The sequence below is a fragment of the Actinomadura formosensis NBRC 14204 genome (genome assembly GCF_001552155.1).
GTDB classification, from domain to species: Bacteria; Actinomycetota; Actinomycetes; order Streptosporangiales; family Streptosporangiaceae; genus Spirillospora; species Spirillospora formosensis.
The window spans coordinates 1-25971 of the sequence record NZ_BCQQ01000101.1 but is presented as its reverse complement, the minus strand read 5'-3'; the positions used below and the strand labels follow the sequence as shown (position 1 = coordinate 25971).

Below are 25971 nucleotides of genomic sequence, written 5' to 3'. Positions count from 1 at the left end.
CGCGGGCCCGCTCGCGCCGGCGACGCCCGCGGCGGCGCCGAGCAGCCCGAACGCGTGCCCGGCCCGGCCGGGGAACTCGCTCAGCCCGACCGAGATCGACAGCGCGACGACCGCGCCGCCGCCGGTGGCCTGCAGCATCCGCGCCAGCACGAGCCCGAGCGGCCCGCCGGCGAGCGCGCAGGCGGCCGAGCCGAGGGTGAACACCGCGAGCCCGCCAAGGAAGATCCGCTTCGGCCCGAGCCGGTCGGCCATCCCGCCGGCGGGCAGCAGGACGGCGGCGAACACCACCGTGTACGCGGTGATCGTCCAGGAGAGCCCGGCGAGGGTGCTGCCCGGGAAGGCCCGCAGCAGCTGCGGGATCGCGACGCTGACGATGTTGTAGTCGATCACCGCCATGACGTTGGCGAGGATGACGGACGTCAGCGCCAGGCCCCGGCGCCGGGACGGGCGCACCGGCGCGGCGGGCCGTCCGGCGAGCGACCCGGTGCTCACCGCGCGGTGTCGGTGCGCGCCCTCCGGGCGAACTCCTCCTCAAGGACGCGTTTGCGGACCTTCCCCGTCGGGGTCTTGGGCAGCTCGGCGACGATCTCCAGCCGGTCGGGCTCGTAGCCGGGCGTCATCCCCGCGTCCGCGACCCGTTTCCGCAGGTCCTCCAGCGTGGGCGGCGCGGTGCCCGGCGCGGGGACGACGACGGCGACGATGGTCTCGCCGAGCAGCGGTTCCGGCTCCCCGACGACCGCGACCTCGGCGACGCGCGGGTCGGCGCGCACGATGTCCTCGACGGTGACGCCGGGGACGTGCAGCCCGCCCTTGTTGATCATGTCCTTGGTACGGCCGATGATCTTGATGCCGCCGCGCCCGTCCGGCCGGGCCAGGTCGCCGGTGGCGAACCAGCCGTCGTGCAGCGCGGCGGCGAACACCTCGTCGGCGCCCTCGTAGCCCAGGCACATGTTCGCGCCGCGGACCTCCAGCCGTCCCGGCCCGTCCCCGACGACGGCGCCGTCCTCGTCCACCAGCCGCACCGACATCCACTCGACGGGCCGGCCGTCGCTGCGGGACGCCCAGTCCGGCGGGTCGTCCGGGCGGCTGATCGTGACGCCGCCGTTCTCGGTCATCCCCCACAGCGACCGGACGGGGAGGCCGAACGTCTCGTGGAACCGTCCCGGCAGGTCCGGCGGGATCGGGGTGGACCCGGTGACCATGTGCCGCAGCGCCACCGTCCGCGGGTTCTCCCGCTGCTCGGCCACCAGCTCGTCCAGGATGAGCGGGGTGAAGTACGCGGCGGTGATCCCGTACTCGGCGGCGAGGTCGAGGAAGTCGCCGGGGTTGAACGCGTCCGCCCACACGGCCGTCGCGCCGGCGACGAGCGGCGCCAGCATCCCGTAGAGCCAGCCGCCCTGCCCGCCGACGATGCACGGCGTGGACAGCACGTCGTCCTCGCCGAGCCCGAGCGGGACGGTGTAGGAACGTGCCATCGCGTACAGCGTGTTGTGGGAGTGCCGGACGCCCTTCGGCCGCCCGGTCGTCCCCGACGTGTACATGATCTGGAACACGTCGTCGCCGGACGGCCGGTGCCGGGGCGCGGCGCCGTCCGCCGCGAGCAGCCCGTCCTCGAAGCCGATCGCGCCATCGGGGACCTTCTCCCCCACCACGATCTGGTGGCGCAGCGCGGGCAGCCGGTCCCGCATGCCGGCGATGGTCGCGGCGATGTCCAGCCCGCGCACCCCGTCCAGCGACACCACGGCCCGGGCCCCGGACTCGCGCAGGATCCACTCGGTGTCGACGGCGCCCGTCGCGATGTAGTACGGCACCACGACCGCCCCGGCACGCCCGCAGCCGAGCGCGAGGACGGTGGCCTGCCACTGGTTGACGAGCTGCATCGCGACGCGGTCGCCGGGGCCGATCCCCAGCGCGGCGAGGCCCGCCGCGCACCGGTCCGCCAGCTCGGCGAGCCGCGCATAGGTGAGGACGGTGTCGGGCGCGTCCCCGGTCTCCCAGACATGCCCGACCACCGCCGGACGGTCCGGGGCGGCGGCCGCCCACCGGTCGAGATCGTCCAGGAATGTTCCGTCCCGCCACCAGCCCCGCCGCCGGAACTCCTGTGCGTCGTGAAGGACCGTCACCATCGACCCCTTCCATGCCGGGTGACTTGATCATGACCACGGCGCGGCGGGAACGGCAACGGCCAGTCTTGACGAAGACCGGCGGGGCCGGCGCGAACGATCTACGGGCGCACGACGTTCAGCTCGACGGCGCCGACGACGCGGCCGCGCAGCACTTCGGCGAGCCGGTCGGACACCCGCTGCACGGTGGCGCGCTCGTCGTGCCCGGGGACGACGGCGAACCGCACGGCGACCTCGGCGGACGTCCCCTCCAGCACGCGGACACCGGTCACGGACGGCTCGGAGCCGAACGCCGCCTCGACCGCCGCGAGGACGTCCGGGTCCTCGTGCGGCGGCGGGAGGGGACCGCCCTCGGCGAGCAGATGCAGGTGCAGGCCCTCCACGGCGAACGGGACGGGGCCCGCCACGTCCACGACCAGCGCGTCGGCGCCCTCGTCGAGCGCGGCGCGGCACGCGTCGGCGCCGAGTACCGACACCGGGCGGGCGTCGGCGCGCCACGCCTTCATCGTCTCGGTGCAGGTGAAGCCGAGCACGCCGCGCCGCCCGTCGTCCCCGATCAGCGTCGGCAGCGCCATCTCGCTGGTCTTCTCGCGCCGCAGCTCACCGGGCTCGACGTCCTCCTCCTCGGTGAGGACGGCGACGATCGGCACCAGCAGCCGGGCGCCCTGCAGCAGCCGCAGCACCGCGTGCGCCCCGATGCGCCCGGCCGCGTACCCGGCGAGCACTTCGGCCAGCCGGGGGTCGGCGCTTCCGTCGTCACCGGGGAACTGCGGTTCGGGAATGGTCAGTCCGGACACGGCAGGAAGGCTATAACCTCCGGCGACCGCCATGCGCGGCTACCCGGGCACTCTCCCTCCCCCGGTTCTTCCCGCGGGTCAGCCGAGGTCGGCGATGGCCGCGACGGTGCCGCCGCCGGACGGCCCCTGGTGAACGGCCGCGACCGACACGAACACCGCCGGATCGCCGGTGACGGACGCCGCCACCCCGCCGACACACGCCTTGATCTGCCGGTGCCAGTGCACGTCGGAGTCGTCCAGCATGATGTTGCGGCGGCCCCGGACCGATCCGCCCGGGTCGGCCTCGCATTTGATGAACACGTTGACGAGCCGGTCACCGAGGTCGGACGCGCGGGGCCTTTCGGGCAGGTCGAGGCCGGCCGTCCTGATCGCGTCCCAGATGCCGTCGGCGTCCAGCGCGTCCTTCATCACACCGTGCCCGGCCCGGTACCGGCCGCCGATGCCGCGGACGTTGCCGACGACGACGATCTGCGCCCGGTCCAGTTCCACACCGGACGAGCACGACGCCACCGACGAGTACAGCGCCAGGTCCCGGTGGATCTGCTCGGCGGAGGGCATCTCGATCTCGCCCAGCGCGACGGCGATGCCGAGCGCGGTGGTGGAGTTGGAGATGTCCATCGACTTCAGGGTGTCCTCGGTCACGACGTCGTGGCCGCGCGACTTCGCGTCGTTGATCGTGTCGAGGGTGAGCAGCGGCGTCTTGGTCTGCACGTAGTGGACGTCGGCCGGGTCGTCGATCCCGGCGGTCTCCATGGCCGCGCGGACCCCGGCCGCGACCGTCTCGACCATCGCGGGCCGCCCGATGTCCTCGGGCCGGATGACGTCGCTCATCGCGACACCCACCGACAGGCGCGGCTCGTCCGACGCCGGCGCCTTCGCGGGGTCGACGGTCGCGAACACGGTGGCGTGCGGGCTGAGCACCCCGTCGGTGCCGCCGGACCACACGAGCGGGACGCGCGCCACCTCGTCCGCCGTCCGGGTGCCCCGGGCGATCAGCACCTCGCGGAACGCCCGGTCGGCCAGCAGCCGCGTGTAGTCGTTCACGCCGCCGTTGCCCTCGGTCTTGCCGACGACGGCGAGGACCCGGTCGGCCTCCAGGACGCCGTCGTCGATCAGCCGGGCCAGCCCGGACGCGTCGGTCACGCTCTCGATGGGGATCTTGCGGACTTCGATCGGATCGGGCACGTCATCGCTCCTCAGCTGATCGGATGATCGGTCTCCACCCCGGTCACGGGTCGGACGCTAGCCGCACGGGAGGCGGTGCTCACGGGCGAAAACCGCCCAACGAACGCCGTTTCTTCGGCAGTTCTCGGGGACTCAGCGGAGGCGGGCGAGGCGTTCCACGGCCTCGTCGATGACCTCGTCCTTCTTGCAGAACGCGAACCGGACGAAGTGGGCGCCGGCCTCGGCGTGGTCGTAGAACACCTGCGTCGGGATCGCGACGACGCCCGCCTTCTGCGGCAGGGCGCGGGCCAGCTCCATGCCGTCGGTGAACCCGAGCGGCCGGATGTCGGCCTGCACGAAGTAGGTGCCCTGCGGCCGGTGGGCGGTGAACCCGGCGGTCTCCAGCCCGGTGATGAGCCGGTCCCGCTTGGCCTGGAGCGACTTGCGCAGCTCCTCCACCCACGGGATCTCGGTCCGCAGCGCGTACGCGGCGGCCCGCTGGTAGGGGGCGCTGACCGCGTAGGTGAGGAACTGCTTCACCGTCTGGACGGCCCGGATGTACGGCGCGGGGGCCGTCACCCATCCGGTCTTCCACCCGGTGACGGAGAACGACTTGCCCGCGGACGACACCGACACCGTCCGCTCGCGCATGCCGTCGAGTGTCGCCAGCGGAATGTGCTCGGTCCCGTCGAAGGTCAGGTACTCGTACACCTCGTCGGTGATCGCGACGAGGTCGTGCTCGCGGCAGACGCCGGCGATGGTCTCCAGCTCGGCGCGCGTGAACACGGTGCCCGTCGGGTTGTGCGGCGAGTTGACCAGGATGGCCTTGGTGCGCGGTCCGACGGCGGCGCGCAACTCGTCCGGGTCGAAGGTGAACCGGCCCTGCACCGGCCGGAGGGTGACGGCCCGGCGGACGGCCCCGGCGAGCGCGATCACGGCCGCGTAGGAGTCGTAGTAGGGCTCGAAAACGACGACCTCGTCGCCCGGCTCGGCGAGCGCCAGCACCGATGCGGCGATGCCCTCGGTGGCCCCGACGGTCACGAACACCTCGGTGGCCGGGTCGTAGGACAGCCCGTACCGCTCCAGCCGTTGCGCCGCCACCGCCTCCCGCAGGTCCGGGAGTCCGGGGCCGGGCGGGTACTGGTTCGCCCCCGACCGGATGGCCTCCACGGCAACGTCCAGCATGGACTCCGGGCCCGAACTGTCCGGGAAACCCTGGCCTAGATTGATCGAACTGGTCCGGACGGCGAGAGCCGACATCTCAGCGAAGATGGTCTCGCCGAATCCTTGCATGCGCTCGACCAGTGACTCACTCACGCCGCAAGCCTAGGCCCAGCCCCGCGTACGCGGGGAGCACCGTCCGCCAGTGTCGGGAAACCCCTGCCCCATGGGCCATCCCCGTAGGGCCATCCCCGTATACACGAGGAGCATTGACAGAATGTAGCAGAGTAGTTTCTAAATGTCGTCAGATCCAGCCCATCCGCTCGGCGGCGCGGGCGGCGGCCAGGCGGGTGGGCTCGCCGAGTTTCGCCATGGCGGTGGACAGGTAGTTGCGGACGGTGCCCTCCGACAGGTGCAGGGCGGAGGCGATGCGGGCGGTCTCCGTCCCGGCGCCGGTGAGGCGGAGGATCTCGCGTTCCCGTGCGGTGAGCGGGTTGTCTCCGGCGGCCATCGCGCTGGCGGCCAGTTCGGCGTCCAGGTAGCGGCCGCCGCCGTGGATCTTGCGGATGGCGGTGGCGAGTTCCCGGGTAGGGGCGTCCTTCGCGACGAACCCGCGGACCCCGGCGGCCATGGCGCGGCGCAGGTAGCCGGGACGGCCGAAGCTGGTCAGGATGCAGACCGCGCAGCCGACCCCGGACGCGTGCAGTTCCTCGGCGACGGTGAGGCCGTCCGCGCCGGGCATCTCGATGTCGAGGACGGCCACGTCCGGGTCGTGCGCCGCGACCGCGGCGGCGACCTCGTCGCCGCGGCCGACCTCGGCGACGACGTCCAGGTCGGGTTCCAGGCCGAGCAGTGCGGCGACCGCGCCGCGGATGAGGTGCTCGTCGTCGGCGAGCAGGACGCGGATCACGCGGGCCTGCCCGCCGTGATCGCCTCGCCGGCCTCCCGCCCGTCCGGGCACGGCACCGGGACGGCGGCCCGCAGCAGGAACCCGTCGCGGCCGTGCCGGCCCGCGGTGATCTCGCCGCCGAGGACGGCGGCCCGCTCGGTGAGGCCGGTCAGCCCGGAGCCCTCCCCGGTCTCCGCGCCGCGCACGCCGTCGTTGCGCATCTCCACCACCACGGAGCCACCGTAGAGGGTGAGGGCGATCGAGCAGTGCCGCGCCTCGCTGTGTTTGATCACGTTGGTGGCGCCCTCGCGGATCACCCAGGCGAGCACGGAGCGGACCTCCGGCGGCAGCCCGTCCGGCGGGTCCCCGATCGCGCAGCGGACGCCGGCGGCCTCCAGCACGGCCCGCACCCCGGCGAGCTCGGCGTCCAGTTCGACGGCCCGGTAGCCGCGGACCGCGGCGCGCACCTCGCGCAGCGCGTCCCGGGCGGCGCGCCGGACGTCGGCCATCTCCGCCCCCGCCCGGTCCGGATCGTCGCGGGCCAGCCGCATCGCCAGCTCGCTCTTCACCGCGATCAGCGAGAGGCTGTGGCCGAGCAGGTCGTGCAGGTCGCGGGAGAAGCGGAGCCGTTCCTCGGTCACCGCGAGCCGGGCGAGGGCGTCGCGGGCCGCGTACGCCTCCTGGTGCAGGTCCCACATGCGCCGCTGGTAGCGGTTGACGAACGCGACGACCCCGCAGACCGCGGTGTAGAGGGCGGTCGTCAGCGGGAGGACCGCGAACCACGGCAGGTTCCCGGCGCCGTGCAGGCGAGTCACCCCGACCGTGGAGAGCACCCCGCAGAACATGCCCGCGGCCGCGCACAGGGCGATGATCCGCCCGCGGCCCATCGGCGACAGCACCACGGCGGACACCCAGAACACGGGGATCACGCTGAACAGCGGGTCGGTGAGCATCATGAGGCTCAGCGCCCCGGCGACGGCGCCGCTGACCGCGATGTCGCGCCGGGACGCCGCGCCCTCCAGGCCGGTCCGGACGAGCCGCGCGTAGCACCAGGTCATCAGCCCCAGCCCGGCGACCACCGCGATGACGGCCGGGACACCGACGTGACCTTCGGCGTAGGCGGCCCCGGCGCCGGCCAGGCCCGGCGCGAGGAACCCGAACGCGGCGAACAGGAACGACCGGTACGTCACCCGCCGGTAGCGTTCCAGCCTGCGGGCCGCCTGTTCCTCGATGTCCGCCGTCGTCGCGACCGTCATGTCCCCGTCCCTCCGGCCTCGCACTGTAATGGGTGACGGTTCAGCCGCGCCGCGGCTCCCAGCGGAACCAGCGGGCGGCGAGGGCGCGGCCGAGCGCGGCCCAGAAGACCAGGACGCAGAAGGACCGGACGCAGGTGAGCCACCCCTCGGCGATGCCGACGGACGGATGGTCGGCCCGGTGCACGAAGTCCTGCCCGAAGTAGCCGGTCCGGGCGATCTCCACGACGGGGCTGAGCGGGACGAACCGGCAGATCTCCTGGAGCCATCCGGGCAGGCCGTCCAGCGGGAACATCACCCCGGCCCCGAGCATGCAGCCGAACATGATCGGGAGCACGGTGAGCTGCGCCAGCTCGGCGTTCGGGGTGATCCCCGACACCGCGAACGCCAGCGCCGCGAACACCGCGACACCGCCCCCGAGGCCGGCCAGCAGCAGGACCGGGTCGGCGGGGAACCGGCCGCCCAGCGCGCCGCCGAGCACGGCCAGCAGCGCCACCGCCTGCACCGCGTACAGCGCGGCCGCGGTGAGCACGCTGCCGCCGGCGATCTCGGCGTCCGCCAGGGCGGTGCCCCGCAGCCGCTTGAGCGTGCGGTCCTCGCGGCGGGCGGTGAACACGTTCACCAGGTTCATGAAGACGGCGAAGATGAGGAAGAACCCCAGGTGGCCGGTGCCTTGGAGCAGCGCTCCGTCCACGCCCCCGATCCTTTCGCCCCGCACGGGGACGAGCATGGCGGCGAACAGGACCGGCAGGCCGAAGACGAGGAACAGCGCGGTCCGGTTCCGCCAGAGCAGGGTGAGGTCGAGGCGGGCGACGCGCAGGACGGCGGACGGGTTCATCGGGCCGCTCCTTCGGCGGTGCCGAGGAAGACGTCTTCGAGGGACGCGCTGCGCGCCCGCAGGCCGTCCAGCCGGACCTCTTCCGCGTCGGCCCAGCGCAGCAGCTCGTAGAGGCCGGTCTGGAGTCCGGTGCCGTCGACGGTGTAGGACGCGACGGTGCGGCCGCCGTCCACGCGGATGTCGGCGCGGGCGCCGCGCAGGTCGGGAAGCTCGGCGACCCGCAGGTGCCCGGGCATCTGGAAGCTGATGCGGTCGCCGTGCCCGGCGACGACCTCGGCGACCGTCCCGGACGTCTCGATGCGGCCGCGGTGCAGGATCGCGAGCCGGTCGGCGAGGTGCTCGGCCTCTTCCAGGTAGTGCGTGGTGAGCAGGACGGTCGTGCCGTCCGCGACCAGGTCCCGGACGATGGTCCAGGTGGCGCGGCGGGCCTCGGGATCCATGCCGCTAGTCGGCTCGTCCAGGAACAGGACGGCGGGGCGGCCGAGCAGCGCGAGCGCGAGGTCGAGGCGGCGTTTCTGGCCGCCGGACAGCTGCCGCACCCGCACCCCGGCCTTGCCTGCCAGCCCGGCGATGGTGAGGGCCTCGTCCCGGCCGCGTGCCCCGGGGGTGAAGCCGCGCCAGTGGTCGATGGTCTCGGCGACGGTGAGGTCGGCGAAGAATCCGCCGTCCTGCAGCATGATGCCGATCCGCGGGCGGACCTTGCGGCGCTCCCCGTGCGGGTCGTGCCCGAGGACCCGGACCGTGCCCTCGTGGACGGCCCGGTGTCCCTCCAGGGTTTCGAGGGTGGTCGTCTTGCCGGCGCCGTTCGTGCCGAGGAGCGCGAACAGCTCGCCCCCGCCGACGTCGAACGAGATGCCGGCGACGGCCTCGAAGTCCCCGTACCGCTGGCGGAGGCCGTCGACGCTGATGGCTGGATTCTCCATGTCCCCAGCCTCGTGATCACGCGTGCGCGCCGGTAGGGGCGCGTGTCACCGGTTCGGGCGGCGCCTGGCACCCGATCGGCATGACAGGTGTCATGTTCCCAGCCCACGACACTGCCGACGCGGCCGGTGGACGCCTGGTCCCCCGTCCTCGCGGAGCTGCCGCCTTAGAGCTCGCTCAGGCGGGCCTTGACGACCTTGCCCATGGCGTTGCGCGGCAGCGCGTCGACCAGGTGGACGACGCGGGGCCGCTTGTGCGCCGACAGGCGTTCGGCGACGAAGTCGATGAGCTGGCGTTCCGCGACGCCGTCGGCGACGACGTAGGCGGTGACCTGCTCGCCGAGGTCGTCGTGCGGGGTGCCGACGACGGCGGCCTCCCGGACGGCCGGGTGCGCGAGCAGCGCGTTCTCGATCTCGCCGGCGCCGATCCGGTAGCCGCCGCTCTTGATCAGGTCGGTGGACGCGCGGCCGACGATGCGGTGCCAGCCGTCCGGGCCGATGGCGGCGATGTCGCCGGTGCGGAACCAGCCGTCCGGCGTGAACGACTTCGCGGTGGCGTCGGGGCGGTTGAGGTAGCCCTTGAACAGCAGCGGCGCGCGGACGTGCAGTTCCCCTGGCGTCTCCCCGTCCGGCGGGACGGACGTGCCGTCGTCGGCGGCGAGGCGGGTCTCGACGCCGGGCAGCGGTGTGCCGACGTAGCCGGGCCGCTTGTCGCCGTCGGCGCGCGCGCTGACCGTGATGAGGGTCTCGGTCATGCCGTAGCGCTCGACCGGGCGGTGCCCGGTGAGCTCGGAGAGCCGCTCGAAGACGGGCACGGGCAGGGGCGCGCTGCCCGAGACGAGGAGCCGCGCCCCGCGCAGGGCCGCGGCGGTGGAGGGGTCGGCCGCCGTCCTCGACCAGACGGTCGGGACGCCGAAGAACAGGCTTCCGCCGTCGCTGCGCGCCGCCGCCGCGTACAGCTCGGGTTTGGGCCGCCCCGTGTGGACGAGCGGCGACCCCACCCGCAGGGCTCCGAGGACACCGAGGACGAGACCGTGCACGTGGAACAGGGGCAGTCCCTGGACGAGGACGTCGTCGGGCGTCCACGCCCACGCGCCGGCGAGGGCGTCCAGCCCGGCGGCGATCGCGCTCCGCGAGATGAGCACGCCCTTCGGCGCGCCGGTCGTGCCGCTCGTGTAGAGGATCAGCGCGGTGGCGTCGGCTGGAACCTCGCCCCGGACGCTCCCGCCGCGGGGCAGCGCGTCGACGGGGAGCACGGGCGGCTCGCCATCGGCCTGCTCCGTGGCGCCGCCCGCGGCGAGAAGCAGGTCCGCGCCGGAGTCGCCGAGGATGTGGGCGCGCTCGGCGGGCCCGGAGTCGGGCGGCAGCGGCACCACGGGGACGCCCGCGAGGATGCCGCCGACGACCGCGACGACCGTCTCCAGTGACGCGGTGGCGTGCACCGCGACGGCGTCCGCGCCCGCGATCTCCGCGGCGACGGCGCAGGCCCGGCCGAGCAGCTCGTCGCGCGCCAGTTCCCGGCCGGCGACCCGCACCGGGCCGCCCGTCCCGCCGAGCAGGTCCATCACTCGCCCCTCTCCCTCTCGTCCGGCACCTGGAAGTATGCCGTCCGTGCCGGACCCGACCCTGAGCTACCCCGTCCTCGCGGCGCGCCTGCTCGCGCTGCCGCCGTCCTGCGGCCCGGTGCGGCTGGTCGCGGTGGACGGCCCGAGCGGCGCCGGCAAGTCGACGTTCGCCGACCACCTGGCGGAGGCCCTGGCCGGTGCGCCCGTCATCCGCTCGGACGACTTCCGGATCCCCTGGGACGCCGACCCGCTCACCTGGTGGGAACCGCTCCGCACGTCCGTCCTCGACCCGCTCCGCGGCGGACGGCCGGCCGTCCTCCGCCGCTACGACTGGCGCCACGACTCCTACGGCCCCGAAGAGGAGATCCCGCCCCCGCCCGTCCTCATCATCGAAGGCGTCGGCTCCGCCTGGACCGGCTCCCCCGCCGCCTACCGCATCTGGCTGGACGCCCCGCGCGACCTCCGCCGCGCCCGCGCCCTCGACCGCGACGGCCCCGAATTCGCCGACGCCTGGGAACGCTGGGCCGCCCGCGAGCAGGCCCACTTCACCGGAGACGGAACGCAGTCCCGCTGCGACCTCCAGGTGGACGGCACCACCCTCACCCCACACCGCTTCTCAACCCGATGAGGCCACAACTGCCTTACGCTCACGACCATGGCGGATGCCGACTATCTCAGGACCAACAAGGCGCTCTGGGACGAACGAGTCCCGATCCACCTTGCCAGCGACTTCTACGACGTGGCCGGATTCAAGGCCGGCGGCCAGACCCTCCGGGAATTCGAGCCGGCCGAAGTCGGGGACGTCACCGGCCGGCGGCTGGTCCACCTGCAGTGCCATTTCGGCCTCGACACCCTCTCCTGGGCCCGGCGAGGCGCGCACGTGACCGGACTGGACTTCTCCGAGAAGGCCGTCGAGGCCGCCCGCACAGTGGCGGACGAAACAGGACTGCAAGCCCGCTTCGTCGTAGCCGACGTATACGACGCGCCGATGGTTCTCGGCGAAACCTACGACATCGTCTACACGGGCCTCGGCGCCCTGTGCTGGCTACCCGACATCGACCGCTGGGCCGAGACCGTCACGTCCCTTCTGCGTCCGGGCGGGTTCGTCTACCTCGCGGAGTTCCACCCCTTCGCCGACACCCTTGACGACGAGGAAGGCCGCTCGGTCACCTACGACTACTTCGCCGAGGGACCCCAGATCTGGGACGAGCCGGACGCCGGCAGCTACGCCGACCCGCAGGCCCCCGTCCAGCACACCCGCTCGATCGAGTTCGTCCATGGACTGGGCGAGGTGGTCACCGCCCTGACCACCGCAGGACTGCGCCTCGATTTCCTGCACGAACACGACCACACGCTCTGGCAACGGTTCTCCGTCCTAGAACGCCACGGCCCCGCCTACCGCCTCCCCGAAGGCCGCCCCCGCATCCCCCTGATGTACACCCTCCGCGCCACCAGACCTCTCGACTGACCCGCACCTGACCAGGGGTGCGTCAGTCGCCCTCGCGCTCGTCACACCGCAAGCGAGGATGCCGGGTCCTACTCTGAATTCGTTCTCGTCATGCCTCGCCGAGCGAGGGGCCGGCTTCGAGGGCGTCGACTTCGGCGGTGGCGGCGCCGCCGGAGAGTTCGGGGTAGCCGGGGCCACGGTCGAAGAACGGGAGGGGGCCGCGTTCGGCGCGCAGGCGCGCGCGCAGGGTCCGGGTCGCCTCCTCATCAACGACACCGTCGGTGAGGACGACGCCGTAGTCGTCGCGGGCGCCGTCCAGGGAGACCTTGCCGTCGCGGACGTCGGCGGCCACGCGGGACGGATCGCGGTTCAGTGGGTCGCCCCAGCCGCCGCCGCCCGTGGTGCGGATGCGAATGATCTGGCCGGCCTTGACCGGGTGGTCGTCCACCAGGCCGTCCATCTCCTCGCCGTCGATGTCCACGCGGAACGGGCGTCCCGCACGGCCCCCGTTGACGCCCCAGCACGACAGGATCGAGCGGTCCGCGATCGACATGTAGCGGGCGTCGCGGAGCATCCGGATGTGCTTGTCGTAGCCGAGGCCGCCGCGGTGCTCCCCCGGCCCGCCGGAGTCGGTCGCCAGGCCGAGGCGTTCGACGATGAACGGCCAGCGGGCCTCGGCGAACTCGGCGGGGATGTTGCGGGAGTCGGGCACGATGTGGATGGTGTCCTCGCCGTCGGCGTAGTACCGGCCGCCCGAGCCGCCGCCGAGGACCTCGCGCATGAGGTACGGGCCCCGGTCGTCCTCGCCGTAGACGCCGGTGTAGCGGATCGTCTCCTGGTCGGCGGGCATCCGCCCGCCCGTCGCCTTGGCGAGGACGCCCGCGAGGACGCCGAGCAGCCGCAGGATCACGAACGTGCGGGCGTTCGTCGGTGCCGGGAAGACGGGCGTGAGCAGCGTGCCCTTCTCCGGGAAGCGCATCTCGACGAGCGGTACCACGCCCTCGTTGACGTCCAGTTCGGCGGCCCGCTCCGGGGTGTCGGCGAGGTTGCGCAGGACGGGTGCCAGCCACTTCTTCAGGAAGACGCCGCCGGCATAGTCGCCCGCGTGGTTGATGGGCCCCTTGGCCTGCGGGGACGTACCGGTGAAGTCGATGATCAGCGGGACGGCGGCCGCCTTGTCGACGGTGAGCGTGATGCGCTGCGCGTGCAGGCGGGGCGGGTCCACGCCGTCGTGCTCGGCGTAGTCCTCCCAGACGAACGTCCCGTCCGGGATCTTGGCGAGCAGTTCGCGGCGGAACGTCTCGGTCGTCCGGTCGATGATCGCGTCGAAGCACGCCTCGACGTCCGCGCGGCCGTACCGGGCGAACAGGTCGCCGAGGCGGCGGGCGCCCATCAGGCACGCCGAGCACTCGGCGTCCAGGTCGCCGGCGAGCGAGTCGGGCATCCGCGAGTTGCGGGTCATGATGGTCAGCGCCGCCTCGTTCGGGACGCCCCGGTCCCACAGCCTGATCGGCGGGACCATCAGGCCCTCCTCGAACACGCTGCGGGCATGGCTCGGCATCGAGCCGGGGACGGCGCCGCCGATGTCGTCGTGATGGCCGAACGCCTGCACGAACGCGACCACCTCGCCGTCATGGAACACCGGGACCGTCACGCACAGGTCCGGCAGGTGCCCGATCCCGCCCTCCGACAGGTACACGTCGTTGTGGAAGAACACGTCGCCGGGACGCATCGTCTCCAGCGGGAAGTCGCGCGCGACCGGCTGGACGAGCGCCGAGTACGACCGCCCGGTCAGCTTGCGGAGGCGGCGGTCGTGGATCCCGGCGCGGAAGTCGTGCGCGTCCCGGATCATCGGGGACCGGGCCGTCCGCGCGATGGCCGTCTCGACCTCGCGCTCCACCGACGCCAGCGTCCCCTCCACGATCTCCAGCAGGATCGGGTCGATCATCGCGTGACCACCAGGTTTCCGTAGGGGTCGAGGGCCGCGGTGAAGCCGGGGTGGAGCGGGAGCGTCGAGCCGAACTCCTCGATGACCGCCGGGCCCTCGATCGCGTCGCCGGGGGCGAGCTTCTCGCGCCGGTAGACCGGCGTCTCCGCCCAGGCGTCGAAGTACACGCCGCGCGTGCCGGTGCGGGCCCGCGACGGGTCGCCGTCACCGGCCGGCCGCGCGGTGAGACGCGGGCGCTCGATCGGACCGATGCCGGAGACGCGCAGGTTGACCCACTCGACCGGATGCCGCGGGTCGTCGCGGTAGCAGTAGCCGTAGAGGGCCTCGTGGGCGTCGTGGAACCGGCGGACGACCTGCGCGCGGAACCCCTCGTCCGGCGGCCCGGCGGGGGCGGCGACGCGGACCTCGAACGCCTGCCCGTGGTAGCGCAGGTCGGCGGAGCGGGCGAAGCGGCGCCGGTCCTCCGCGAACCCCTCGCGGGCGAGGGTCGCGGCGGCCTCGCCTTCGAGGTCGGCGTAGACCGAGGCCAGGAGCGCGGGGTCGAGTTCGGCGTCGCGGACGACCCGGGTGCGCACATGGTCGTTCCTCGCGTCCACCGTGAGCAGCCCGAACGCCGACAGGTTGCCGGGGTTCTCCGGGACGAGCGCGGCGGGCAGCCCGAGGACGTCCAGCAGCCGGCACGCGAGCAGCGGCCCCGAGCCGCCGAACGCGACGAGCGGGTAGTCGCGGACGTCCAGGCCCCGCTTCACGGTGATCTGCCGGATCGCGTTGGCCTGGTTCCACGCCGAGATCTCCAGGATCCCGGCGGCGGCCCGCTCGACCGGCAGGCCGAGATCCCCGGCCAGGGTCTCCAGGCCCCGGCGGGCGGCGGCCACGTCCAGGGGGACCTCGCCGCCGAGCAGATGCGGCGGGATGCGGCCGAGGACGGCGTGCGCGTCGGTGACCGTGACCTCGGTGCCGCCGCGGCCGTAGCAGAGCGGCCCGGGGTCGGCGCCCGCGCTGCGCGGCCCCACTTTCAGGGCGCCCTCCGGCGACCGCCACGCGACCGAGCCGCCGCCCGCGCCGACCGTCACGATGTCGATCATCGGGATCTTGACCGGGTGCCGCCCGATCGAGCCCTCGGTCGTCAGCGTCGGCTCGCCGTCCAGGACGACGGCGACGTCGGTCGAGGTTCCACCGCCGTCCAGCGTCACGACCGAACCGTGTCCGCTGCGCGCGACGACGAACGCCGCGCCGAGCGCGCCCGCGGCCGGGCCGGACAGCACGGTCGTGATCGGCTGCCCGGCCACCTCCTCCGCCGACAGCACGCCGCCGTTGCTCTTCATCACCAGCAGGCGGGACGCGACGCGTTCGGTGATCCGCGCCAGGTAGCCGTTCATCGCGGGCTTGACGGCGGCGTCCACGAGCGTCGTCACCGACCGCTCGTACTCGCGGTACTCGCGCAGCACCTCGCAGGACAGCGACACGACCGCGTCCGGGTGCTCGCGGCGCAGGACGTCCCGCATCGCCAGCTCGTGCGACGGGTCGGCGTAGGAGTGCAGGAGGCACACCCCGATCGCGCGGACGCCCCGGTCGCGGAACCAGCGGGCCGCCGCGACCGCCGCCCCCTCGTCGAACGGGCGGATCTCCGCGCCGGTGTGGTCGAGCCGCCCGCCGACTCCCCGGACCCGGTGCGCGGGGACGATCCGCGGCGGCTTCACCCAGAAATAACTGTTGCCGTAGCCGTCCGGGACGCTCTGCCGCGCGATCTCCAGGACGGATTCGAACCCCTCGGTCGTGATGAACCCGAGGTCGTCGATCCGGTCTTCCAGGAGCCGGTTCGTCGCGACCGTCGTGCCGTGCGACAGCGCCGCGATGTCCGCGGGCCGCGCGCCGAGCAGGCCGAGCACCTTCGCGACGCCGTTCGCGAAGCCCTCCGCGGGGTCGGCGGGCGTCGAGGGCGTCTTGGTGGTGACGAGCCCGCCGTGCTCGTCCTGTGCGACGACGTCGGTGAACGTCCCGCCCGTGTCGATCCCTATCCGCAGCCGCCTCGCCATACGCAAGGGTCTACCGGTCCCCGCCCAGCTGCGAAACCGTCGCAATCTGCCAACGGGGGCGCCGTTCTTTCGTGAGGGCGTGGAGCACTAGGCTGGGCCTTTTCATCCGCGGATTCACCGCAGATCCATCACACGACGACGCTGGAGCCCGTCCATGGCGCTTGAACGCCCCGAGATCGACTTCCCCGAGGGCCAGCCGCCCGAGTACCTCGACATCACCGACATCACCGAGGGCGACGGCCCCGAGGCCGTCAAGGGCTCGCACGTGTCGATGCACTACGTGGGCGTGTCGTGGTCCACCGGCGAGGAGTTCGACGCGTCCTGGAACCGGGGCTCGACGCTGGACTTCCAGCTCGGCACCGGCCGCGTCATCAAGGGCTGGGACATGGGCATCGCCGGCATGAAGGTCGGCGGGCGGCGCAAGCTCGTCATCCCGCCGCACCTCGCCTACGGCGACCGCAGCCCCAGCCCGGCGATCAAGCCGGGCGAGACGCTGATCTTCGTCGTCGACCTGGTCGCGGTCGGCTGACTCAGCGGCGCGAGCGGCGGCCGAGCAGGTAGCCGAGCGCGACGCCCGCGAGGGCGACCGCCCCGCCGGAGGCGAACGCGACGGCCATCGCCGGCCACTCCGGCGCCTGCGCGGCGCGTCCCGGGTAGAGCGTGCCGGTGCCCGCCGGGACGCCGGCGGGCGCCGGTGTCCCGGCGGGCGCGGCCTCGCCGGGGGGCGCGGCCTCGGTGACGGGCGCGGTGAGGTCGCGCTCGACGGCGGCGAAGAACTCGCCCGCGGTGCGCTTGGCGACGCTGCCCAGCATCCGCTGCCCCACCCCGCCGACCATCCCGCCGACGACCGCGTCCGCGTCGTAGTCGATGCGGGTCGCGCCGCCGCCGTCGAAGAGCCGGACCCGGACCGTCGCGTCCACCGTGCCCGGCGCGCCCTGGCCGCGCGCCTTCAGGACGAACGAGCGCGGCGGGTCGGGATCGGCGAGTTCCACCTGCCCGACGTAGGTGCCCTGGATGGAGGCGACGCCCGCCGTGACCGTCATGCGGTAGGTGTCGGGCGCCGTCTCCTCCAGGGAGCGGCATCCGGGGATCGTCCTGGCCAGGACGGCCGGGTCCTGGAGCGCGTCCCAGACGCGGTCGAGCGGCGCGGCGACACTGGCACTGCCGTTCAGCTGCATGACCCGACTGTAGAGAACGCCGTGGCCCCGCCGAACGGCAACATCTGCCGAGTACACGCCGGGGATTGGGCAGATACGCCCCGGCGGGCGGTGGGAAATGGTCAGATATGTCCGGCAGGTTCCGGCAGGATGCGAACCGGGACCGCCCTTGGCGCGTCAACCGATGCGAACCTAACTGGACCTCACCGAAACGGAGTACGCGGCCGATGCGAGGGAAGACGCCCGTGATCGCCATGGTTGCCGCCGGAGTGTTCGGCGTGGCCGCGGGCGGCTGGCCCGTCCTGGCCGCCCAGGCCGGCGACTCGGGCCCGTCCATGCGGACGCAGCTCACCTCGGTGCTCGGCGACCAGAAGTGGGCGACGCCGAAGCCCGGGTCCTGGACGATGCCGAAGCCGTCCCCCGACGGGCTGCCGCCGGTCGTCAGCCGCATCGAGACGGGGGAGCGCGTCGTCTTCCTCACCATCGACGACGGCTACACCTACGACTCGGAGTTCGTGAACCTCGTCCGCAAGGAGAAGGTTCCCATCATGACGTTCCTGACCTCGACCTACATCAAGGGGCAGGGACAGTACTTCTGGGCGATGCGCAACGCGGGCTCGCCCATGGAGAACCACACGATCACGCATCCCAACATGGCGACGCTGAGCGCCGAGGCGCAGAAGAAGGAGATCTGCGGGGCGTCCGACGCCATCCACACGCAGTACGGCCGCCGACCGGAGGTCTTCCGGCCGCCGTTCGGCAGCTTCAACCAGACGACCCGGCAGGTCGCCAAGGAGTGCGGCATCAAGTCGGTGCTGCTGTGGTCGGCGGAGTTCTACAACGGCACGACCGGGCCCGGCGTCGGGTACAACGGCTTCGCACGCGGCGACGGCGGCAAGGGGTTCAAGCCCGGCGACATCATCCTCATGCACTACCGCACGGGCCTCGCGCAGGAGCTCCAGATGATCCTCGGCTGGATCAGGCAGGCCGGCTTCCGGCCCGCCGCCGTCGAGAACTACCTGCCGAAGTCGCTCGGCGGGAACGCCCCCGACACGCCCTCGCACGGCTGATTTCCGACCTTCCCGGAGGAAACCCGGTTACGCCGAAGGCTCCGGGTCTCCTTCACTAGGGTCGACACGCCGGCGGGGCCGAGGTCCCCCGCAACCCGAGCCGGTCCCGCCGGCACCGCCCGCCGGCATCAGCCCGCCCGCGCCCCCTCCCGGACGCGCAGCGACGCGTCGCCCGCGGCGCGCTCCCGGAGCGTGTGGAGGCCGTCCGGGGAGAGCGGCATCGCGTCCACGCGCACGCCCTCCGCGTCCTCCACCGCCGAGGCGATCACCGCCGACACCGGGATGACGCCCGCCTCCCCCGCGCCCTTGATGCCGAGCGGGTTCAGCGGCGACGGCGTCTCCAGATGGTCGGTCTCGATGTGCGGGATCTCCGTCGCGTACGGCATGAGGAAGTCCATGAAGGACGCGTTCAGCAACTGCCCCGACTCGTCGTACACCATCCGCTCGTACAGCGCGCCGCCGACGCCCTGGGCGACACCGCCGTGGATCTGGCCCTCCACCACCATCGGGTTGATGAGCCGCCCGCAGTCGTGGACGACCGCGTACCGCAGGATCGCGACCTCGGCGGTGTCCGGATCGACCTCCACGATCGCGGCGTGCGCCCCGGCCGCGAACGTGGACCGGACGGGCGAGTAGTAGTCGCGTCCCTCCAGCCCCGGCTCGTCCCCGGACGCGACCGGCGGCTCGGTCACCGGACGGCCCACCGCGAACTGCGTCGCCGCCGCGGCCTCCTCGTCGAACGCGTACCGCAGCGGGTTCGACAGCACCGCGACCGTCCGCAGCGGGACGGACGCCGACGGGTCGCCCCGCACATGCACGACGCCGTCGGTGATGTCCAGATCGTCCGGATCGGCCTCCAGCGCCTCCCCGGCGATCCGCAGCGCCTTGCCGCGCACCTTGCGGCAGGCCAGCGCGATCGCGTTGCCGCTCATCACCGCCGCGCGGGAGGCGAACGTCCCGACCGCGTACCCGAAGCGCCGCGTGTCGCCCGTCGTCACCCGCACGTCCTCGATCGGGACGCCCAGCTCGGCGGCGGCGATCTGCGCGAACACGGTCTCGTGGCCCTGCCCCTGCGAGGTCAGTCCGGTCGACACGTGCACCCGCCCGGCGGTGTCGATCTCGACGTGCCCGCCCTCGTACGGGCCGACACCCGTCCCCTCGACGTACACGCCGAGGCCGATGCCGATACGGCGGCCGCGGGCCGCGGCGGCGGCGCGCTCGGCCTCGAACCCGTCCCAGCCGATCAGCTCCCGCACCTTGCGGAGCAGCTCCGGATAGTCCCCCGAGTCGTAGATCAGCGGGCGGCCGTCCTGGAACGTGAGGCCCTGGTCGTAGGGGAACTCGCCCGGCTGGATGAAGTTGGCGGCGCGCACGTCGGCGCGGTCGAGGCCGAGGTGGCGGGCGATGCGGTCCATCGTCCGCTCCATGCAGAACACGCCCTGCGGGCGGCCCGCGCCCCGGTACGGGGTGACGATGAGGGTGTTGGTGTAGAGGCTGACGACCTCCGCCCGGTACGCGCCGATCTTGTAGGGGCCGAGGAGCTGGGTGGAGGTGACGATCGGGATGATGATCCCGTACGGGGTGTAGGCGCCGTGGTCGTGCCTGATCCGCACGTCCAGGCCGAGGACGCGGCCGTCGTCGTCGAACCCGACCCGCACGTCCTGGAGCTGGCCGCGTTCGTGGGCGGCGGACACGAAGTGCTCGCGGCGGTCCTCGGTCCACTTGATCTCGCGGCCCAGCAGCCGCGCCGCCCACGGGACGAGGATCTCCTCCGGCCACGGATGGACGATCTTGACGCCGAACCCGCCGCCGACGTCCGGCGCGATCACCTCGACCTTCCCGTTCGGCAGCCCGAGCCGCGCGGCGATCGCGGCCCGCACGCTGGTGGACGCCTGCGTGGAGGAGTACACGCGCAGCGACCCGTCGTCGGCGTCCCACCGCGCGTAGACGCCGCGTCCCTCCAGCGGCATGGACGCGCTGCGCTCGATCGCGAGGCCGAACTCCAGCACGTGCGGCGCGGCGTCGATCGCGGCGCGGGCGTCGCCGTTCTCCTGGACGAGGACGGCCCCCACATTGCCGGGCACGTCGTCGTGGACGAGATGCTCCGCGCGCTCCGCCGTCTCGATGCCGACGACGGCGGGCAGCGGCTCGTACTCGACGCGGACGCGCTCGGCGGCGTCCTCGGCCAGGTAGCGGTCGCGGGCGACGACCATCGCGACGGGTTCACCGACGTGCCGCACGACGTCGCGCGCCAGCGGATGCCCGGTGCGGCCGTGCGTCAGCGCCGGATGCGGGATGAGCAGCGGCAGCGGCTCCCCCACCCGCCCGGGCAGGTCCTCCCAGGTGTAGACGGCGACGAGGCCGTCCACGTCGAGCGCGCCGGACACGTCGATGTCGGTGATCCGGGCGTGCGCGTGCGGGGACCGGACGAACGCCGCCGCGAGCGCGCCCCGCCCGAGGTCGTCGAGGTAGCGGCCCCGGCCGGTGAGCAGCCGGCCGTCCTCGCGGCGCTGGACCGGTTCCCCGAAGACGCGCGTGCCCATTCACGACTCCCCTTCTCCGGCCGCTTCGGCCAGCAGGACGGCGGCGCGGTGCACCGACTTGACGATGTTCTGGTAGCCGGTGCAGCGGCACAGGTTTCCCGAGATCCCCTCCAGGACCTGCTCCTCGGTCGGATTCGGCGTCTCCCGCAGCAGCGCCGTCACCGTGCAGAGGAACCCGGGTGTGCAGAAGCCGCACTGCAGCCCGTGGCATTCGCGGAAGGCGCGCTGCACCGGGGACGGCGTCCCGTCCTCGGCGGCGAGCCCTTCGACGGTGGTGACCTCGTGGCCGGCGGCGGTGACGGCGAACATGAGGCACGACCGCACCGGCTCCCCGTCCAGCAGGACGGTGCAGCAGCCGCAGACGCCGTGCTCGCAGCCGACGTGCGTGCCGGTGAGCCCGAGGTCGTGCCGGAGCAGGTCCGACAGCAGCCGCCTGGCGGGCACGCGGGCCGTGCGGTGCGTCCCGTTGACGGTCAGCGCGACCTCGAAGCTCTCCTCCATCACTCTCCCGCCTTCCGCAGCGCCTCCGACGCCGCCGCGTTCAGGGCGCGCTCGGTGAGCACGCCGGTCAGATGCCGCCGGTAGCCGGCGCCGGCGTGGATGTCGGATTCGGGGTCGATGCGCTCGCGGACGTGCGCGGCGGCGGCCGCCCAGTCGCCGCCCGGACCCGCGGCGCCGGTCAGGTCGAACACGACCGGCACCGGCGCGATGCCGAGATGGCCGGTGCGCGCCGCGGCGACGCGCAGGTCCTCGTCGAGGGTGACCACGGCGGCGACGCCGGAGAGCGCGTAGTCGCCGTGCCGCCGCGCCGTCTCGGCGAACGCCGTGCCGGTGCGGGGCGGCGCCGCCGGGAAGAACGCCGAGACGGCCAGCTCACCGGGTTCCAGCGCCGGTTCCAGCGGGCCGCGGAAGAACTCGGCGGCCGCGATCGTGCGGCGGCCCCGCGCCGACGCCGCCTCGACCGTCCCGCGCAGGACGGCGAGCACGGCGGGCAGTTCGGCGGCGGGGTCGGCGTGCGCGAGGCTGCCGACGACCGTCCCCCGGTTCCGGATGGCGGGGTGCGCGACGTGCCGGAGCGCCCGCCCGAGCAGCGGCTGGACGGCCGCGGCCGCCGCGGAGCGTTCCACCCGCGCGTGCCGGGCGAGCGCGCCGGCCCGCACCCCGCCGGCCGTCACGCGCAGGGTGTCGAGTTCGCCGACCCGGTTGATGTCGACCAGGTCGGACGGCGCGGCGAGCCGCATGTTCAGCAGCGGGACGAGGCTCTGGCCGCCGGCGAGGACCTTGCCGCCCGGTACGGCGGCCAGCACGCCGAGCGCCTCATCGAGCGTGCCGGGGGCGTGGTAGCCGAACGGGGGCGGTTTCACGCGTCAGCCCGCCTCCGTCCCGGGCGCCCCGCCCGTGGCGGCGCCGCCCCTCCCCGGCCGGACGGGACCGCCGATCTCCTCCTCCTTGGGTGCGATGATGCCGCCGCCGGCGTCCTCCGGCCTGCGCAGCACGTTCAGGACGTGGTAGCCGAGCAGCACGGCGATGGTGCCGAGCGCGATGCCCTGCAGCGGGAAGTCGTCGGTGATCTGCAGTGTCACGTTCCCGATCGCCAGGATGATCGCCGCCGCCACCGGGACGAGGTTGACCGGGTCGGCGAAGTCGACCCGGTTCTCGATCCAGATCTTCGCGCCGAGCAGGCCGATCATCCCGTACAGCACGACGGTGATGCCGCCGAGCACGCCGCCCGGCGTCGCGGCGACGAGCGCGCCGAACTTCGGGCAGAGCCCGAACAGGATCGCCACGATCGCGGCGACGTAGTAGGCGGCCGTCGAGTAGATCCGGGTCGCGGCCATGACACCGATGTTCTCGGCGTAGGTGGTGGTGGGCGAGCCGCCGACCGCGCTGGCCAGGGTGGTGCCGATTCCGTCGGCGGCGATGGCGCGGCCGAGGACGGGGTTCAGGTCGTCGCCGGTCATCGCGGCCACCGCCTTGACGTGCCCGGTGTTCTCCGCGATCAGCGCGATCACCGCCGGCAGCGCCAGCAGGATCGCCGAGGTCTTGAAATCGGGCCCGTGCAGGCTCGGGAACCCGAACCAGTCGGCCTCCCGCACGCCCGCGAAGCCGACCCGGTCGTGCGGGAACGCGGTGGCGAGGCAGTACGGGCCCTCGGCCGGGCACGCCTTGCCCGCCCCGTCCAGCAGGTTCTGCCCCGGCAGCACGGAGGTGATCTTCCCGGCGGTGTTGTCGAGAATCCACGAAAGGACGAACCCGAACACCAGCGCGAGCAGGATCGTGATGCGCGCCCAGAACCCGCGCAGCAGCACCGCGCACAGGACGGCGAAGGCCAGCGTCGCCAGCGCGACCCACTGGTCCTGCGGCCAGTAGACGGTGGCGACCACGGGGGCCAGGTTGAACCCGATGAGCATCACCACGGCGCCGGTCACGGCGGGCGGGAACACCCGGTGGACGATATCTCCGCCCGCGACGTGGATGAGCACGCCGATCAGCGCGAGGACGACGCCGGCGACGAGGATCGCGCCGGTGACGGTCGCGCTGTCGCCGCCCGCCGCGCGGATCGCCGCGACCGCCCCGACGAAGGAGGCGCTGGTGCCGAGGTAGCTCGGCACCCGGCCGCCGACGATCAGCAGGAACAGGATCGTCGCGACCCCGGACATCATGATCGCGAGGTTGGGGTCGAGTCCCATCACGACGGGGAACACGAACGTCGCGCCGAACATCGCCACCACGTGCTGGGCGCCGATGCCGGCGGTGCGCGGCCACGACAGCCGCTCGTCCGGCCTGACGACCTCCCCGGGCGGCGGCGTTCGTCCGTCACCGTGCAGCTTCCAGCCGATCACCATCGGGGTTCCTCCTGCTCAGCCGACCGCGTTCATGCGGGCAAGGTAGATCCACCCTGGTGGGCGGGCATCGGCGACTTCTGCCAAAGCCCGCCCGCCCGATTGGGAGGACCGGCCGGTGTGAACCCGTTCCGGGGCGTCGTCCGGTGGGCACGGGGCGGTGCCCTTACCTTCAGATACCGCGCATGCGCAGGACGTGAAGGGCGAGGGTGAGGTTGAGCCGCAGATGCGCGTCCTCGGTGAACGCCCCGAGCATCCGCTCCAGCTTCCCGATGCGGTACCGGAGCGTGTTGTAGTGGAAGTGCAGCCGGCGGGCCGTCTCGGCCACGTTGAGGTTGGTCTCCAGCAGCACCTGCAGGGTGCGGCGCAGGTCCACCAGCTCCGGCTCGTCGTCGGTGGCGAGCTCACCGAGCGTCTCGCGGACGAACGCGTGCAGCTCGCCGGGGTCGGAGACCAGGCTGAGCAGCCGGTACACGCCGAGCTGGTCGAAATGCGCCCGCGCGCCCGCGCCGTTGAGCTGGCGGCCGACCCGGACGGCCTTCACCGCCTGGTCGTAGGCCTCGGGCAGCGCGGCCGGGGAGGCCACGGTCCGGCTGATCCCGGTGGAGAAGGTCCGCCGCCCCGACAGATGCTCGGCGAAGATCGACGACGCCTCCTTGACCATCGCCTGGACGGGCCCGGCCGCCCATTCGGCGGGATCTTCACCGTCGGCGCCGACGACCGCGACGACCTCGTGCGCGAAGCTCGCGACGGCCGCGCCCTTGTCGTGCCGGCGGACGGCGGTCGTCCACGCGGCGGCGAGCCGTTCCTGCGCGGACCGCTCCTCAAGACCGCGTCCGCCGCGCGTCCCGCCGTCGGCCTCGGCCGCCTTCCCGCGGTTCTTCGCCTCGGTGTCGGTGCCGCGCGGGCGGCCGTCCAGCTCGGCGACGACCACCATCATCGGGCGGTCCAGGTCCCAGCCGAACCCGCCGCAGTGCGCGACGACCCGGTCGTCGTCGCCGGCGCGCCCGGCGAGGATGTCGCGCAGGAAGTCGGCGCGGTACTTGCTCTCCACCGCCGCGACGGCCTGCTGCTTGGTCACCACGAGCGCGGCGACGGTCGCGGCTCGCTCCAGGATGCCGAGGTCGGTGCCGCGCAGCGTGCCGCCGGGGCTGAACGCGACGATCCGGCCGTGGTCGAAGCCGCCCGCCATCACGGGCACCACCAGGTGGTCGCCGGTGCCGTGCGCGCCGATGATGCCGCAGCCGCCGCAGCCGCAGGCGGCGTGCCGGCCCGCCTCGAACGCGCGCATCGCCTGGACGTGCTCGTCCGGACCGGCGCCGGCGAGCGCCCGCTGCTCGCCGTCCAGCACCACGACCGCCACGTCCAGCAGGGACGCGACCTCGTCCACGACCTCCTGGAGGCCGCCGCCGCACAGCACGATCTGCACGAGCGCCCGGTGCACCTCCTCGGTGCGGGCGAGGACGGCCGCCTGCCGGTTCAGGATGTCGGTCAGGACCTGGTTCAGGATGTCGTCGAAGCCGACGTCGTTCGGGAGCAGGATCAGGGGGAAGCCGCACCGGTCCGCCTGGGCGATCATCTCGGCGGGGAGCGAGTCCAGGTAGCGGCCCAGCTTGATGGCCAGGGCCGCGAGGCCGCGCTCGTCCAGGTCGGCGACCAGGTTGTCGAGCGACTGGGGGGTGTTGCGGAGGGGGTAGCCGGTGGTCAGCAGCAGCTCGTTCGGTTTGACCCACGACAGGATGTCGGGGACCTCCATCACGTTGAGCCGCTGCACGACGCGCCCGAGTCCGGACCGTCCGGCGATGAGGCGGGCGCCGTTCAGGGTGCTGACGCCGAGGACCTCGCCGACCGACAGGCCGTAGGTCAGTGTGCCGGTACTCGCGAGCCGGAGGGCCGGTGGGCCCGGGTCCGCAGTGGTGTAACTCATGCCAGGGGTCACCTCGCCTTTTGGTGCGTACATCGCCCGTAATGGCGTGATCGCTACCGGTTCCTGATCAAAAATGACAACAAAGACGAACGATGACAACCATCCTTGGCAGTTTTCCCCATACGTCCGGTGCGGGGCCCGTTCTACCGTCTCCGCAGAGGCCGGGCCGTCCGGGTGCCGGACGGCCGCCGACACCGGCCTCGGGAGGATACGTGACTGCCCTCGCCCGCGCCCCGATCCCGCTCCCGGCCCGGCCCGGACGGCGTCCGCCGGCGGCCGGCGCCGCGAGC

The 25971-nt window shown here is 73.3% G+C and carries 22 protein-coding genes; 4 read left to right on the top strand and 18 right to left on the bottom strand.

Annotation, left to right across the window (positions count from 1 at the left end; translation table 11 throughout):
* The 10 genes from AF1_RS23530 to AF1_RS23485 form a co-directional block, all read right to left on the bottom strand.
* On the bottom strand, positions 1 to 492 hold a 492-nt coding region (locus AF1_RS23530; protein WP_157419280.1), incomplete at its 3' end, for an MFS transporter.
* Positions 489 to 2126, bottom strand: coding sequence for an AMP-binding protein (locus AF1_RS23525; protein ID WP_067803336.1), 1638 nt, complete (start codon positions 2124 to 2126; stop codon positions 489 to 491). The genes AF1_RS23525 and AF1_RS23530, both read right to left, overlap by 4 nt.
* A 98-nt stretch (positions 2127 to 2224) precedes the next feature.
* Positions 2225 to 2920 carry an SseB family protein gene (locus AF1_RS23520; protein WP_067803335.1) on the bottom strand — a complete coding sequence of 232 codons (696 nt, stop codon included), beginning with the start codon at positions 2918 to 2920 and terminating at the stop codon, positions 2225 to 2227.
* A 78-nt stretch (positions 2921 to 2998) separates the two neighbouring features.
* A complete protein-coding gene (gene bar, locus AF1_RS23515; protein ID WP_067803332.1) occupies positions 2999 to 4105 on the bottom strand; it encodes a barbiturase in 1107 nt (368 codons plus the stop codon).
* 132 nt (positions 4106 to 4237) lie between these two features.
* Entirely contained in the window at positions 4238 to 5401 is a 1164-nt protein-coding gene (locus AF1_RS23510) for a pyridoxal phosphate-dependent aminotransferase (RefSeq protein WP_084263254.1), read from the bottom strand.
* Positions 5402 to 5549: 148 nt separating this feature from the next.
* A complete protein-coding gene (locus tag AF1_RS23505; RefSeq protein WP_067803327.1) occupies positions 5550 to 6155 on the bottom strand; it encodes a response regulator transcription factor in 606 nt (201 codons plus the stop codon).
* Entirely contained in the window at positions 6152 to 7390 is a 1239-nt protein-coding gene (locus AF1_RS23500; protein WP_067803324.1) for a sensor histidine kinase, read from the bottom strand. Before AF1_RS23500 ends, AF1_RS23505 begins: the two co-directional genes overlap by 4 nt.
* Before the next feature lie 40 nt (positions 7391 to 7430).
* A complete protein-coding gene (locus tag AF1_RS23495) occupies positions 7431 to 8225 on the bottom strand; it encodes an ABC transporter permease (RefSeq protein ID WP_067803321.1) in 795 nt (264 codons plus the stop codon).
* Complete coding sequence (locus AF1_RS23490; protein ID WP_067803318.1) at positions 8222 to 9148, bottom strand: ABC transporter ATP-binding protein; 927 nt, start codon at positions 9146 to 9148, stop codon at positions 8222 to 8224. Before AF1_RS23490 ends, AF1_RS23495 begins: the two co-directional genes overlap by 4 nt.
* 164 nt (positions 9149 to 9312) lie before the next feature.
* Positions 9313 to 10710, bottom strand: a complete 1398-nt coding sequence (locus AF1_RS23485; RefSeq protein ID WP_067803315.1) for an acyl-CoA synthetase — start codon at positions 10708 to 10710, stop codon at positions 9313 to 9315.
* Between the two features lie 37 nt (positions 10711 to 10747).
* Here AF1_RS23485 and AF1_RS23480 point away from each other — a divergent pair, with 37 nt between their 5' ends.
* Both AF1_RS23480 and AF1_RS23475 read left to right on the top strand, forming a co-directional pair.
* The gene (locus AF1_RS23480) at positions 10748 to 11338 is read left to right on the top strand and encodes a uridine kinase family protein (protein ID WP_067803312.1); all 591 of its coding nucleotides are present in this window, start codon (positions 10748 to 10750) and stop codon (positions 11336 to 11338) included.
* Positions 11339 to 11365: 27 nt separating this feature from the next.
* The gene (locus tag AF1_RS23475; protein ID WP_067803308.1) at positions 11366 to 12178 is read left to right on the top strand and encodes a class I SAM-dependent methyltransferase; all 813 of its coding nucleotides are present in this window, start codon (positions 11366 to 11368) and stop codon (positions 12176 to 12178) included.
* 88 nt (positions 12179 to 12266) lie between these two features.
* On the opposite strand, the gene AF1_RS23470 is transcribed toward AF1_RS23475, so the two are convergent.
* Positions 12267 to 14105: a hydantoinase B/oxoprolinase family protein gene (locus tag AF1_RS23470; protein WP_067803305.1), complete on the bottom strand. Its 1839-nt coding sequence runs from the start codon at positions 14103 to 14105 to the stop codon at positions 12267 to 12269.
* On the bottom strand, positions 14102 to 16141 hold the full coding sequence (locus AF1_RS23465; RefSeq protein ID WP_067803302.1) for a hydantoinase/oxoprolinase family protein: 2040 nt from the start codon (positions 16139 to 16141) through the stop codon (positions 14102 to 14104). The genes AF1_RS23470 and AF1_RS23465 overlap by 4 nt, the downstream gene beginning before the upstream one ends.
* 154 nt (positions 16142 to 16295) lie before the next feature.
* Between AF1_RS23465 and AF1_RS23460 the strand changes: the two genes are divergently transcribed.
* Positions 16296 to 16670, top strand: a complete 375-nt coding sequence (locus tag AF1_RS23460) for an FKBP-type peptidyl-prolyl cis-trans isomerase (RefSeq protein WP_067803299.1) — start codon at positions 16296 to 16298, stop codon at positions 16668 to 16670.
* 1 nt (position 16671) lies between these two features.
* On the opposite strand, the gene AF1_RS23455 is transcribed toward AF1_RS23460, so the two are convergent.
* Complete coding sequence (locus tag AF1_RS23455) at positions 16672 to 17319, bottom strand: SRPBCC family protein (RefSeq protein ID WP_067803296.1); 648 nt, start codon at positions 17317 to 17319, stop codon at positions 16672 to 16674.
* Positions 17320 to 17552: 233 nt separating this feature from the next.
* Between AF1_RS23455 and AF1_RS23450 the strand changes: the two genes are divergently transcribed.
* On the top strand, positions 17553 to 18368 hold the full coding sequence (locus tag AF1_RS23450; RefSeq protein WP_242609010.1) for a polysaccharide deacetylase family protein: 816 nt from the start codon (positions 17553 to 17555) through the stop codon (positions 18366 to 18368).
* Between the two features lie 128 nt (positions 18369 to 18496).
* Here AF1_RS23450 and cutA read toward each other — a convergent pair whose 3' ends face one another.
* The 5 genes from cutA to AF1_RS23425 form a co-directional block, all read right to left on the bottom strand.
* Positions 18497 to 20911, bottom strand: a complete 2415-nt coding sequence (gene cutA, locus AF1_RS23445) for an aerobic carbon-monoxide dehydrogenase large subunit (protein ID WP_067803286.1) — start codon at positions 20909 to 20911, stop codon at positions 18497 to 18499.
* On the bottom strand, positions 20912 to 21412 hold the full coding sequence (locus tag AF1_RS23440; protein ID WP_067803283.1) for a (2Fe-2S)-binding protein: 501 nt from the start codon (positions 21410 to 21412) through the stop codon (positions 20912 to 20914).
* The gene (locus tag AF1_RS23435; RefSeq protein ID WP_067803275.1) at positions 21412 to 22275 is read right to left on the bottom strand and encodes an FAD binding domain-containing protein; all 864 of its coding nucleotides are present in this window, start codon (positions 22273 to 22275) and stop codon (positions 21412 to 21414) included. Before AF1_RS23435 ends, AF1_RS23440 begins: the two co-directional genes overlap by 1 nt.
* Positions 22276 to 22278: 3 nt before the next feature.
* The gene (locus AF1_RS23430) at positions 22279 to 23757 is read right to left on the bottom strand and encodes a uracil-xanthine permease family protein (RefSeq protein ID WP_067803270.1); all 1479 of its coding nucleotides are present in this window, start codon (positions 23755 to 23757) and stop codon (positions 22279 to 22281) included.
* Between the two features lie 169 nt (positions 23758 to 23926).
* Positions 23927 to 25681 (bottom strand): PucR family transcriptional regulator, encoded by a 1755-nt coding sequence (locus tag AF1_RS23425; protein WP_067803267.1) that lies wholly within the window; start codon positions 25679 to 25681, stop codon positions 23927 to 23929.
* Positions 25682 to 25971 lie beyond the last annotated feature (290 nt).